Source organism: Cryptosporangium arvum DSM 44712, from assembly GCF_000585375.1.
Classification (GTDB): Bacteria; Actinomycetota; Actinomycetes; order Mycobacteriales; family Cryptosporangiaceae; genus Cryptosporangium; species Cryptosporangium arvum.
On record NZ_KK073874.1, the window covers coordinates 5,208,404 to 5,220,873 of the forward strand.

A 12,470-nucleotide genomic window follows, 5' to 3' on the forward strand; every position below is an offset into this window, starting at 1 on the left:
AGACGTCGTCCGGCCCACGTGACAGGGAACGAGGCGATTCCCTGTCACTTAGGCTGAGCGACGAGTGGGCAGAACCCGATCGACTCCGAGGAGATGCCATGCGTTACCTGATGCTCACCAAGAACGACGGCCGCGAGCCCGACGCCCAGCTGTTCGCCGACATGGCGGCGTTCGTCGAGGAGCTCACCGCCTCCGGTGTCCTGCTCGCCACCGGCGGCCTCGACCCGGCCGGGCGGCGGATCGCGTCGTCCGGCGGCGAGGTCACGGTCACCGACGGCCCGTTCACCGAGGCGAAGGAGGCGGTGGGTGGCTTCGCGCTGATCGAGGTGCGGTCGGAGGAGGAGGCCCTCGAGCTCGCCCACCGGTTCCGCCGCGTCATCGGTGACGGTACGAGCCTGATGCACCAGGTCTTCGGTCCGTGACCGACCTTCGCGGGACTCTCGACGCCGCGTGGCGCCGGGAGTCCGCGAAGATCATCGCCACGCTGACCCGGATGGTCGGCGACGTGGGCCTGGCCGAGGAACTCGCCCAGGACGCGCTGGTCGCCGCGCTCGAACAGTGGGGCGCGGCCGGCCCGCCGGAGAACCCCGGCGCCTGGCTCACCACGGTCGCCAAGCGCCGCGCGGTCGACCACCTCCGCCGCGCGCAGCGGGCCGAGCGGGCCTCCGGGGACGCCGCCCGCGAGGACGCCGCCCGGGAACCCGGCCGGCCCGACGACGTTCTCCGGCTGGTGTTCCTCACCTGCCACCCGGCGCTACCCACCGAGGCCAGGGCGGCGCTCACCCTGCGCCTGGTCTGCGGCCTCTCCGCCGCCGAGATCGCCCGCGCTTTCCTCACCGACGAGCCCGCCACCGCCCGGCGGCTCGCCGCCGCGAAACGCACGCTGGCCGAGCGCCGGGTGCCCTTCGAACTCCCGGCGAACCCGCGGGAACGCCTCGCCGACGTCCTCGGCGTCGTGTATCTGGTCTTCAACGAGGGCTACTCCGCCACCTCCGGCGACGACCTGATCCGCCCCGGCCTGTGCCTCGAGGCGCTGCGGCTGGGGCGGCTGCTGGCCGGGCTCGCTCCCGGCGAGCCCGAGGTGCACGGCCTGGTCGCGCTGATGGAGTTGCAACAGTCGCGGTCGGCCGCCCGCACCGGCCCGGACGGCGAGCCGGTGCCGCTGCACGAACAGAACCGCGGCCGCTGGGACCCGCTGCTGATCCGGCGCGGCTTCACCGCGATGCTGCGGGCCCGGGAGCTGGGCGGGCCACCAGGGCCGTACGTGCTGCAGGCCGCGATCGCGGTCTGCCACGCGCAGGCCCCCTCGGCCGACGAGACCGACTGGGACCGGATCGCGTCGCTCTACGACGCGCTGGCCGGCGTCCTGCCCACGCCGATCGTGCGGCTGAACCGGGCCGTCGCGGTCGGCCGGGCACGCGGCCCGGCGGCCGGGCTGGCGGCCGTCGAACCGCTGCTCGCCGAGCCGCTGCTGAAGGACTACCACCTGCTGCCGGCCGTCCGCGCCGACCTGCTCGAACAGCTCGGGCGACCGGCCGAGGCCGGTGCGGAGTTCGGGCGGGCCGCCGCGCTCACCCGTAACGCGGCCGAGGCGGCCTTCCTGCGCCGCCGGGCCGCCGCCGTCGCGGCGCCGCCCGCCGGGGGCCTCGGGGCCGCCGCGGACCGGTTTCTCGCGCGGGGCTCGCTCACCGCGGCCACCCGCCGTTCCTACCGCCAGACCCTGCACCGGCTGCGGCTCGCGCTCGGCGATCACTTCCCGGTCGACGCCCTGCGCGCGGACACCGTGGCCCCGGTGTTCGCCCTGGCCTGGAGCACCGCGGCGGCGGCGACCTGGAACCGGCACCGGGCGGCCGTGCGTTCGTTCGGCGAGTGGGCCGGGCTCGGGGACCTCGGCGCCGACCTGGAGCGGCGCATCCCGGCACCGACCGTGCCGGACCGGCTGGACCTCGACGCGCTGTGGGCACGCACCGACGTGCCGCTGCGCGAGCGCACGCTCTGGCGGCTGCTCGCCGAGTCCGGCGCCCCGGTGACCACGGTCCTGGCCCTCGACGTCGGCGACCTTGACCTGGCCGAACGCCGGGCGCGGGCCGGTACCACCTGGGTGACCTGGCGTTCGGCGACCGCCGACCTGCTCCCCCGCCTGCTGGCCGGGCGCACCCGCGGCCCGGTGTTCCTCGCCGACCGCCGCCCGGTGCCGTCCCGGCCGGTCGCGGCGACCGACCTGTGCCCCGAGACCGGCCGCCGCCGCCTCTCCTACGAGCGCGCCGAGTACCTGTTCAAGCAGACGACCGGCACGACGCTGCGCCGCCTCAGAAGTGCGCCTTCCTGATCGTCGCGTGCACCCCGACCGTGCGGTCGACGACCTGCGACACCGAGAAGTCCACCGCCGCGGACAGGTACGCGTACCCGACCGCGCGGTCCATCCCCAGGTCACGCTGGAGGAAATCGAGCGCGTTGACGACCGCCCGGCGCATCGCGACGTCCAGGTCCGAGCCCTGGCCGCCCGACGACCCGTCCGGGTCCGACAGGCCAATGACCACCCACGCGTCGGCCGTCTCCGCGAACGGGTACCCGAACGCCACCGACGGCGCGCCCCGGCGGCCCTTCTTCACCACGGTCAGGCGGTACGTGGCACGCAGCGAGCCCTCGAGCGCGGTGAGCGCGACCTCGCCGTTGCCCATCGCCAGGTGCGGGTCCCCGACGTAGAACAGCGCGCCGTCGGCGAACACCGGCAGGTAGAACGTCGATCCGGCACCGAGCAGGTTGATGTCGATGTTGCCGCCGCCCAGCGTCGGCGGGATCGAATTCAGGCGCGGGTCGGTGAGCCCGCCGGCGTCGGCGAACGCGACGCCCATCATGCCCATGAACGGGCGCAGCGGGAACGTCACGTCCTCGTGGCCCGGGCGCGGCAGCGCGCCGACCAGGTGGTCGCCACCGCCGCGGACCGGCGTGAACACCGAGACGTTGCCGTAGCGCACCGGGTCCTTGGTCGCGCGTCCGTCGGTGGCGACCGGCGGCATGATCTCGGCCTCGGTGAGACCGGCCGGGACCGCACCACCGGCCGCTCGCGGCAGCGCGCCCTTGCCGTGCCGGCTGGAGACGACGCCGTAGGGCACGCGGGGCAGCGCGGTCAGGATCTCGACCTTGAGGACGTCCCCGGGCTCCGCACCGCCGACGTGGATCGGGCCGGTGACCACGTGCGGTCCGTCGACGTCGAAGTCGCGAGGGGTGCGGTCGTAGCCGCGCGCGACCGCGATCGCGTCGGTGAGCACCTGACCGGCCGGGACGCCGTGCCCGCCGAACCAGGCCACCGGGTCACGGCCCTGGTCCTCGAGGATGCCTTCGTGCGAGACCGTGTCGATCGTGACGGTCTCGCCGGACGCGATCCGCAGCACCGGTTCGGAGGTGACCGACGGGACGTAGCCCCAGCGCACCTGGTCCGGGAGGGACGGCAGGTAGTGCTGCCCGGCGATCGGGCCCCGGTGCGGCTGGAGGATCCCGGGCGTCCGCGTGGCCCGGGCGGCCGACGCGGACCCGAGGACCACCCCGCCCGCGGAGACGGCGGCGGCCGCCCGGAGGAAAGACCGGCGTTCGATGTCCATAGGGGACTTTCTAGTGGCCGCTCGTCGCGGCTGGATGTCCGGTTCGTTACGGTGTTGTGGGTGAGCACAATCGGTACGGGGTTGGGGATCGGGCTGGCCGCGGTGGGGCGTCCGGCGTACATCAACGGTGCGCGGGACGCCGACCTCGGTCGCGACCGCTCGGTGGAGGCGTTGCGGCGCCGCACCGCCGAGGTACTCGACGCCGCGTACGCCGGCGGGATCCGCTACGTCGACACCGCCCGCTCGTACGGCCTGGCCGAGGCGTTCCTCGCCGCCTGGCTCGAGTCGCGCCCGGACGTCACCGACGTGCTCGTCGCGTCGAAGTGGGGCTACACCTACGTCGGTGAGTGGCGGCTGGAGCGCGACGTCCACGAGGTGAAGGACCACTCGTCGGCGGCGTTCGCGCGGCAGCTCGGCGAGACACGGGCCCTGCTCGGCGACCGGCTGGACGTCTACCAGATCCACTCGCTGGTGCCGTCGAGCCCGGCGCTGGACTCCCCCGAACTGCTCGGCGCGCTGGCCCGGCTGCGCGACTCCGGGGTGCGCGTCGGGTTCTCCACGTCCGGACCGGCGCAGGCCGACGTCGTCCGGCGCGCGCTCGGCGTCACCGTGGGCGGGGCTCCGCTGTTCAGCGTGGTCCAGTCGACCTGGAACCTGCTGGAGCCCTCGGTGGGCCCCGCGCTGGCCGAGGCCGCCGACGCCGGGCTGGACGTCGTCGTCAAGGAGAGCCTGGCCAACGGACGCCTGTCGGCGGCCGAGGCGACCGGCCCGGTGACCGCGGCCGCCGACGACCTGGGGGTCGGGGCCGACGAGCTGGCGATGGCGGTCGCGCTCGCGCAGCCCTGGGTGTCGCGGGTGCTGACCGGCGCGGTCACGCCGGAGCAGATCACCCGCAACCTGCGGGCGGCGCGGCTCCCGGTGCCGGCCGATCTCGCGTTCCCGGAGGAGCCGTCCGCGTACTGGGAGACCCGGTCCCGCCGGCCCTGGGCTTAGGCCGGGAGACAGGCCCCGGTGTTCAGGCACCGCAGGAGGAGCGCGGTGGAGGCCTCGGTGCGGAGATTGACGAAGTCGGCGTGGTCGGTGATCGGGGCGTGGCCCTGGTCGCCGAATGTGTCGATCGCGAACGACGGGCCGGCCGGTACGTCGTAGACGAGCGTCATCGTCAGTTTCGGGAGCGGTCGGGTGGCGGCCGGGCAGCGCCCGGCCCGGTCGGGGAACCGCATGTGGGCGCGGTGGCCGGCGCTGTCGGTGTTGCGGCCGTCCCAGCAGCTCGGGAACTCGAGGATGCGGGTGAGGCCGCGGCCGAGCGGGCAGAGCGGGTACGCGACGGTCGTGATCCGGTCCTCGAACCCGGCGCAGGTGTAGGTCGCGCGGGCGTTCGCAGCGCCGTTGGTCGCGGCTTTCGCGTCGCCGGTGAGCACGCGGAGCAACCGCGGCGGCGCGACGACCGGCGCGTGCGCGTTGCCCTCGAACCGGATCGTCACCCGGGGCCGCAGCACCCGGCCGACGTTGCCGTCCGCCGGGTCCTCCCCGGGGAAACGCCGCTGGCCGGCGACGTCGGTGCGGTCGCGGAGCACGGGCCAGAAGTAGGCCGAGGTGTCGCCGCGGTCCCGGCAGGTGGTGCCGGCCGCGGCCAGCGACTCGTCGGTGGAGGCCGCGGAGGAGTCGGTGTTGCCCACGTAGTCGTGCAGGTGGTGGGCGCCGTTGCGGATGCCGGGCGAGACGATGAAGTTGTCGGAGTTGTAGTGCCCTTCCTCGTTGTCGCCGCAGTGCGCGACGTAGGTGCCGCGGGGTTTCGCGCGGGGCTGCCCCGGGACGACGTCCTCGATCGGCACGTAGTTCGGCGCCGGACGGGGCGGGTGGGACGCCGGGGCACTCGGGGTGACGCCGGGGCGAGCGAGGCTCAGACCGATCGCGCCGCCGACGAGCATCGCGAGCACCACGATCCCGGCGACGAGGCCGACAAGCCGTCCCTCGGACACGGGGTCCAGCATGGCTCGATTCGGCGCGCGCCGCCGGGCATCCGGTAGGGTCGGAGACGGTGTGCCGGGAAGTCTGGTCGGCGATGTCTGGGTCGACCGATTTTCCAGGAGGCGTCATGCGTGTTCTCGGCCGCAGTGCGAGCTGGCCGGAGGCGCGGCGGATCGCCGACGTGCTCCGCCGCGAGACGATCGGCGGCGCGCTGCTTCTTGTGGCCGCAGTCGCCGCGCTGACCTGGTCGAACTCGCCGTGGGCCGGGGCGTACGAGGCCGTGCGTGACTTCCGGGTCGGGCCCGGCACGCTGCATCTGGACCTCACCGTCGGCGCGTGGGCGTCGGACGGGCTGCTGGCGATCTTCTTCTTCGTGGCCGGGCTGGAGCTCAAGCGCGAGTTCGTCGCCGGTGACCTGCGTGACCCGCGGCGCGCGGTGGTGCCGGTCGCGGCCGCGGTGGGGGGCGTGGTGGTGCCGGCCGCGCTCTACACGCTGGTGGGGGTGGTCGGCGGCGGGCCGCTGCGCGGGTGGGCGATCCCCACCGCGACCGACATCGCGTTCGCCCTGGCGGTGCTGGCCGTGGTGGGCCGGTACCTGCCGTCCGCGCTGCGCACGTTCCTGCTCACGCTCGCCGTGGTCGACGACCTGCTGGCGATCGTCGTGATCGCGGTGTTCTACACCTCGGCGCTGGCGGTGTTGCCGCTGGTCGGGGCGCTCGTCACGCTGGCGGTGTTCGCCGTGCTGTTGCGCCGCGGGGTGCGGGCGTGGTGGCTGTTGCTGCCGTTGGCCGGTCTCACCTGGTTCCTGGTCCACGCCTCCGGTGTGCACGCGACCGTGGCCGGGGTGCTCCTCGGCTTCGCCGTTCCGGTGATCGCCACCGGCGCCGGCCGCGCCTCCGGTGCCTCCGGTGCCGGGCACGGGCCGGCCGAGCGGTTCGAGCACCGGTTCCGGCCGCTGTCGGCCGGGGTGGCGGTGCCGGTCTTCGCGTTCTTCTCGGCCGGGGTGGCCCTCGGTGGCTGGTCCGGAGCCACGAGCGCGCTACGCGACCCGGTCGCGGTGGGCATCGTCGTCGGCCTGGTCGTGGGCAAGACGATCGGCATCCTCGGCGCGACCTGGCTGGTCACCCGTCTGACCCGCGCGCGCCTCGACGACGGCCTGGCCTGGATCGACGTGCTCGGCCTGGCGATCCTCGGCGGCATGGGCTTCACGGTCTCGCTCCTCGTCGCCGAGCTGGCCTTCGACGGCAGCGCGCACGGCGAGCACGCGACCGTCGCGGTGCTGGCCGGTTCGCTCGTCGCCGCGGTGCTGGCCGGGGTCGTCCTGCGCTTCCGCAACCGCGCCTACCGGCTCCTGGCCGCCGCCGAGGCCGAGGACGCCGACCACGACGGCGTCCCGGACGTCTACCAGCGCGACCGGTAGCCGCTCCCCGGGCCGAGCGGGTCGCCGCCGCGCTCGGCACGCGGCCGTCCGTCGTCCGCCGCGCTGGGCATGCAGCCGTCCGTCGTCCGCCGCGCTGGGCATGCAGCCGTCCGTCGGCCGCCGCGCGGTCGTCCGCCTTCGACGTCACCGCCGCGATCGCCGCTGTGGCCCCGGTAGCGGCTACCGGGGGCCGAGGCCGGTCCGGCCGTCGAGCAGTTCGCGGGCCGCGTCGAGGTGGCCGGCGTGCCGCGCGGTCTCCTCGATCAGGTGGAGCAGGATGCGCCGCAGGTCCGTGGTCTGCGACGCCAGCAGCTCGTCCTGGTGCCGCCCCACCGGCGGGGCGTCGAGCGAAGCGGCCGCGATGATCTCGTCGGAGATCCGGCACTGCTCGCGGTAGAACGCGAACCCCGACGCGCCGGTCGCGCCCCGCCGCGAGGCCGCGAACACGTCCTGGAGCCAGTGCTGCTCCGCGTCCCCCAGGTGCTCGATCAACCCGAGCGGCGTCCACCCCGACGGCAACACGGCCGTCCGCAGCGCTGAGTCGTCGAGCCCGGCCAGGATCGCCACGACGCTCTCCCGCTGGTAGGCGAGGAACTCACACAACACTGCTTTCTCGACCGTCACCCGGGCACCGTACGGCACGGCTTCACGCGCGGACCCGGGCCCGGCACGCCGACGGCGAGCCGCCCGAACACGCTCACGTCGGCGAAGCGGGCCGCGAGGGGGCGCTTCGGGCGGGGCACGCGGTTCAGGCGCGGGCCGCGTTGGCGGTGATCGCGGAGACGATGCGGGGCCAGGCACCCGGGGGCAGGTCGTGGCCCATCCCGTCGATGAGTTCGAACCGGGCGCCGGGCACCGCGTCGGCGGTGGCGCGCCCTCCCGACGGATGGCACATCGGGTCGGCCGACCCGTGAACCACCACGGTGGGCACCCGGACCCGCCCCAGCGCCGCGGTGCGATCCCCCGCACCACGCACCGCCCGGTGCTGACGGCGCCGCCCGTCCCGCCCGTCCGGATCCCGCCGGAACGCTTCCCGCGTGACCCGCCGGATCTCGTCCAGGTCCTGCGCGAAACCGGTCGAACCGACGTCGGCGAACACCCGGACCCGCCGCTCGATCGCCTCCTCCTCGGTGCGGGGACGACGCGCGACGAGATGACGCAGCACCCGCGGCGACGTGCGTCCCACCCCGCGCCGGCCCGTCGTCGACATGATCGACGCCAGCGACCGCACCCGCTCGGGGCACCGGATCGCCATCGACTGCGCGATCATCCCACCCATCGACGCACCCACCACGTGCGCCGATCCGGCCCCGAGCGCGTCGAGCAGCCCCACGGCGTCGTCGGCCAGGTCGTCGAGCGTGTACCGGGTGCCCGGCACGTGCGTGGACCGACCGGAGTCCCGGTTGTCGAACCGGACCACGCGGTACCCGGCGGCCGCGAGCTGACGGCAGAACTCGTCGGGCCAGTGCACCAGCTGGAACCCGAGCCCCATGATCAACAGCATCACCGGGTCACGGTCGTCCCCGATCACGTCGTGACACAGCTCGACATCCCCTACCGCGACGAGCCGTTCCTGGTCCTCCACAGCGCGCGACGCTACGTCCCGCGCCCCGTACGCCGCCACCGCATTTCCGCCCGGCACCGGCCGGCACCGCGCCGAGGTCTCGACGACGTCGCGGGCCCACGCCCGGCGGGAAGCCCCCGGAACCCGTCGAGACGCTGAGTACTCGTCGGAACTGTCCCGGCGATCAGCGCATGGGAGCGCCCGACGGGGGCGTGCCCCCGGGATCCCGGCCGCCCGGAGCTTGCCCGCCGCTCGGCTCGGTGCGGGTGTCCACCGGGACCGTCAAACGCACGGCGAACCCGCTCGTCACGTCACCGGACACCGTACCCAGCTGGCTCGTGCCCCCGTCGTCCCCGAAGACGTTGTCGCTCTCCAGCGTGACCTGCTTCAACGTCGCGACCGACGACTCGTACCCGCTCGTCGCGTACACCGCGTCGCACGTGGCCTTCGGCAGCGCCACCTGCGACGTCGCGATCGCGTTGCCGGCGTCGGTGATCGACGCCCGGTCCGGGTAGACCTCGAAGTGGACGTGCGGCCAGCGCCCGGTGTAGCAGGCCGGGAAGACGCTCGTGAACCTCACGACGCCCGACGCGTCGGCGATCTGCACCCCGCGCAGGTAGTTCTCCCCCGTCACCCCGTCGGAGTACAGCGAGTAGCGGCCCTCGCGGTCACAGTGCCAGACGTACACGGCGACGTTCGCGAACGGCTTGTTCCCGTTCGCCACGTCGACGACCGTCAGCTCGAGCGTCATCGGTACGCCCTCGGCGGTGCCCGACGCGGTGCCGAAGCTCGACCGGACGTCGGTGCGGACGATGCCGCTCTGGTCCAGCACGTTCGGCCCGTTCGACCCGTCGCCCGGGTAGGGCCCGGCCGTCTCGTCCGGTATCTCCCCGCTCGACGTGCCCGTCGAGGCCGAGGCGGAGGCGGACGTCGAGTCGGTCGTGCTGCACGCGGCCAGCCCCAGCGCGGCCCCGCCGAGCCCCAGCAGCCGCAGCATCCGCCGCCGGTCCAGCGTCCCCAGATCGAAGCCCAGCCCTTGATCGACGACTTCCTCGCCGGGTCTGGGCAGCACCCGGCCCTGATACGTCGGTCTGCGGGACATCGAACCTCCTGGGAGCGGCGATCAACGACGAACCCCAGCGTGGCGGCCCGGAATGGCCGCCACCCGTGCGTCCGCTGAGCGTCGCCTGTGAAGCCGCTACCGGCGCCGGAGCTCGTCCAACAGGAAGGCTTCCGCGCGGGCGCCGGTTCCGAACATCGCGATCGACAGGCTCTCGTCGATGCCGTGCCACCGGCTCGCCGGGTCGCCGACGCCGGTGACCAGCACCGCCGCCCCCGGGAACGTGCGCGCGAACTCGGCGATGAACGGGATCGAACCGCCGATGCCGATCTCCACGACCGCGTTGCCGTAGGCCTCGGCGAACGCCGCGCGGGCAGCGTCGTACGCGCTGCCGACGGTGTCCAGGCGGAACGGCTCGGCGATACCGGAGTGCGGCGTGATCTCGACGTGCGCGCCCCACGGCACGTGCGCGCGCAGGTGCTCGGTGAGGAGCTCCCGCGCGGCCGACGCGTCCTCACCCGGGGCCAGGCGCGCGCTCACCACCGCGCGGGCCCGCGGCAGCAGCACGTTCGAGGCGGCGGCGACCGTCGGGGCGTCGACACCGAGCACGGAGATCGCCGGGGCCTGGGTGGCGCGCTCCTGCACCGAGCCGGAGCCGAGCAGCGCGACGCCCTCGAGCAGGCCGGCCTCGGCGAGGAACTCGTCGTCGGCTCCGTCCAGGTTCGCCGCGTCGGTGTCGGCGTTGCGGCGCAGACCGGCGACCGCGACCTCGCCCTTCTCGTCGTGCAGGCTCGCGAGCGTGTGCACGAGCGCGGTCAGCGCGTCGCCGATCGGCCCGCCGTAGACGCCGGAGTGCACCGGGCGTTCGAGCATCGACACCTCGACGACCAGGTCGACCAGCCCGCGCAGGCTCGTGGTGAGCGCGGGCACGTCGACGGCCGGGTTCGCCGCGTCGGCGATCACGATGACGTCGGCCGCGAGCAGTTCGTGGTGTTCGCGCAGCAGCGCGGGCAGGGTCGGCGAGCCGGACTCCTCCTCGCCCTCGATGAACAACGTGACGCCGACCGGCGGGCGGCCGTCGTAGGCGCGCAGCACCGCGAGGTGCGTCAGCACCCCGGCCTTGTCGTCGGCGGCGCCCCGGCCGTAGAGGCGCCCGTCGCGCTCGGTGGGCTCGAACGGCGGGCTGGTCCACAGCTCGTCGCCGCCGGTGGGCTGCACGTCGTGGTGCGCGTAGAGCAGGACCGTCGGCTGGCCCTCCGGAGCCGGCCAGCGCGCGACGACGGCCGGTGCGCCACCGTCGGCGCGCAGGATCCGCACCGACTCCGGGCCGAGCGCGCCCGCGAGCTCGGCGACCAGGGCCGCGCTGGCCTCGGTGTCCTCGGCGTGCGCCGGGTCGGCCCAGATGCTGGGGATACGGACCAGCCGCTCCAGATCGGCGCGAGCGCCCGGTACCACCGCGTCGACAGCGGCCGCGATCTCGTCCCTGTTCATGGGTTCCACCGTACTCAGGATCCGTCCTCGGCAAGGCCGGGCGGGAAGACCACGCCCTTGTGCAGGATGAAGCAGCTGTACGGCTCGCTCTCGAGGGTGTGGACGACCGCGTAGACCTTCCGCGCCCGCTCGTAGAACTCGTGCCGGGGGACGACGCCGTACTCGAGTCGCGCCGGGTGGTCCGCTGCGGCGAGCGCGAGGACGCGGTCCTGGAGCGGGGTGGTCAGCGCCGGGTCGTCCTTGACCTCCATGCGCTCGAGCGGGTGCGCGACGAACGCGTCGAGCGGGAACACCGACAGGATCGCGCCGAGCGCCCGGAGCGTGCCGCTCTCACCGAGGCGGACCACCGGCCGGCCCGCGCTGAACGCCGGGTAGTTGCGGTCGGCGAGCAGGAGCTGGTCGCCGTGGCCCATCTCGTCGAGAATCTTGAGCAGGTCGCCGTTGAGCAGCGGATCAATACCTTTGAGCACGCTGCCAGCATGGCGTGCCGTTCGGGAATTGTCGTAGGCGCCCCCTAGTTTCGCCGGTATGAGCGATCGCCAGTTGACGATGATGGCCGTGCACGCCCACCCCGACGACGAGGCGACCGGAACCGGCGGGGTGCTGGCCCGGTACGCCGCCGAGGGAATCACCACGATCGTCGTGACGTGCACCGACGGCAGCTGCGGCGATGGTCCGGGCGGCGTCAAGCCCGGCGAGCCCGGCCACGACCCCGCGGCCGTGGCCGCCACCCGCGCCGCCGAGCTGGCGATCAGCTGCAAGGTCCTCGGCGTCGCCCACTCCGAGCAGCTCGGCTACCACGATTCGGGCATGGTGGGCTGGCCCACGAACGACGCGCCGGGTTCGTTCTGGTCCACGCCCGTCCCCGAGGCCGCCGAACGGCTCGCCGCGCTGATCCGGCGGTACCAGCCGGATGTGCTGCTCACCTACGACGAGAACGGCGGGTACGGCCACCCCGACCACATCCAGGTGCACCGGGTGTCGATGGCCGCGGTGGACCTGGTCGAGAGCGTGTCCAAGGTGTACATGAGCACGGTCCCGCGTTCCTGGATGGAGAACATGGGCTCATGGGCGAAGGAGGCCGGGCTCGACTGGGACGAGCCGGAGGACGCCCCGCCCGCCGACACTCCCCCGATGGGAGTGCCGGACGAGCAGATCACCGCCTGGGTGGACACCACCGGCTTCAGCGACCAGAAGTACGACGCCCTGGCCGCGCACAGCAGCCAGAGCGACGGTGAGTTCTTCCTCAAGATGGGCAAGGAGAAGTTCGCCAAGCTCATGCGGATGGAGACGTTCGTCCGGGTGCGTGACACGACCGGATCTCCGCTCCGGGAGGACGATCTCTTCACCGGCCTGCGCTGA

General features: G+C 74.0%; 12 protein-coding genes. 5 read left to right on the plus strand and 7 right to left on the minus strand.

The window, feature by feature from the left end; translation table 11 throughout:
* Nucleotides 1-98: 98 nt before the first annotated feature.
* Both CRYAR_RS23565 and CRYAR_RS23570 read left to right on the plus strand, forming a co-directional pair.
* A complete protein-coding gene (locus CRYAR_RS23565; RefSeq protein WP_035855310.1) occupies nt 99-422 on the plus strand; it encodes a YciI family protein in 324 nt (107 codons plus the stop codon).
* Entirely contained in the window at nt 419-2,329 is a 1,911-nt protein-coding gene (locus CRYAR_RS23570; RefSeq protein ID WP_035855312.1) for a DUF6596 domain-containing protein, read from the plus strand. The genes CRYAR_RS23565 and CRYAR_RS23570 overlap by 4 nt, the downstream gene beginning before the upstream one ends.
* Here CRYAR_RS23570 and CRYAR_RS23575 read toward each other — a convergent pair.
* Nucleotides 2,310-3,602, minus strand: coding sequence for an acetamidase/formamidase family protein (locus tag CRYAR_RS23575; RefSeq protein ID WP_035855313.1), 1,293 nt, complete (start codon nt 3,600-3,602; stop codon nt 2,310-2,312). The genes CRYAR_RS23570 and CRYAR_RS23575 overlap by 20 nt on opposite strands.
* Nucleotides 3,603-3,662: 60 nt before the next feature.
* Between CRYAR_RS23575 and CRYAR_RS23580 the strand changes: the two genes are divergently transcribed.
* Nucleotides 3,663-4,595, plus strand: coding sequence for an aldo/keto reductase (locus CRYAR_RS23580; RefSeq protein ID WP_084700872.1), 933 nt, complete (start codon nt 3,663-3,665; stop codon nt 4,593-4,595).
* Here CRYAR_RS23580 and CRYAR_RS23585 read toward each other — a convergent pair.
* Nucleotides 4,592-5,584, minus strand: coding sequence for a DUF1996 domain-containing protein (locus CRYAR_RS23585; RefSeq protein WP_211247604.1), 993 nt, complete (start codon nt 5,582-5,584; stop codon nt 4,592-4,594). The genes CRYAR_RS23580 and CRYAR_RS23585 overlap by 4 nt on opposite strands.
* Before the next feature lie 116 nt (nt 5,585-5,700).
* On the opposite strand from CRYAR_RS23585, the gene nhaA reads away from it, so the two are divergent.
* Nucleotides 5,701-6,993 carry a Na+/H+ antiporter NhaA gene (gene nhaA, locus CRYAR_RS23590; RefSeq protein ID WP_035855319.1) on the plus strand — a complete coding sequence of 431 codons (1,293 nt, stop codon included), beginning with the start codon at nt 5,701-5,703 and terminating at the stop codon, nt 6,991-6,993.
* A 180-nt stretch (nt 6,994-7,173) separates the two neighbouring features.
* Here the strand turns inward: nhaA and CRYAR_RS23595 are convergent, their stop codons facing one another.
* The 5 genes from CRYAR_RS23595 to CRYAR_RS23615 all read right to left on the minus strand — a co-directional run bounded on the left by CRYAR_RS23595 (nt 7,174) and on the right by CRYAR_RS23615 (nt 11,578).
* A complete protein-coding gene (locus CRYAR_RS23595) occupies nt 7,174-7,617 on the minus strand; it encodes a DinB family protein (protein WP_035866032.1) in 444 nt (147 codons plus the stop codon).
* 124 nt (nt 7,618-7,741) lie between these two features.
* Nucleotides 7,742-8,578 (minus strand): alpha/beta fold hydrolase, encoded by an 837-nt coding sequence (locus CRYAR_RS23600; RefSeq protein ID WP_035855320.1) that lies wholly within the window; start codon nt 8,576-8,578, stop codon nt 7,742-7,744.
* A gap of 163 nt (nt 8,579-8,741) precedes the next feature.
* Nucleotides 8,742-9,659: an intradiol ring-cleavage dioxygenase gene (locus CRYAR_RS23605; RefSeq protein ID WP_035855321.1), complete on the minus strand. Its 918-nt coding sequence runs from the start codon at nt 9,657-9,659 to the stop codon at nt 8,742-8,744.
* Nucleotides 9,660-9,755: 96 nt separating this feature from the next.
* Nucleotides 9,756-11,108, minus strand: a complete 1,353-nt coding sequence (locus CRYAR_RS23610) for a M20/M25/M40 family metallo-hydrolase (RefSeq protein ID WP_035855323.1) — start codon at nt 11,106-11,108, stop codon at nt 9,756-9,758.
* A 14-nt stretch (nt 11,109-11,122) separates the two neighbouring features.
* The gene (locus CRYAR_RS23615) at nt 11,123-11,578 is read right to left on the minus strand and encodes an RbsD/FucU family protein (protein WP_035855325.1); all 456 of its coding nucleotides are present in this window, start codon (nt 11,576-11,578) and stop codon (nt 11,123-11,125) included.
* Between the two features lie 58 nt (nt 11,579-11,636).
* Between CRYAR_RS23615 and CRYAR_RS23620 the strand changes: the two genes are divergently transcribed.
* On the plus strand, nt 11,637-12,470 hold the full coding sequence (locus CRYAR_RS23620; RefSeq protein WP_035855327.1) for a PIG-L family deacetylase: 834 nt from the start codon (nt 11,637-11,639) through the stop codon (nt 12,468-12,470).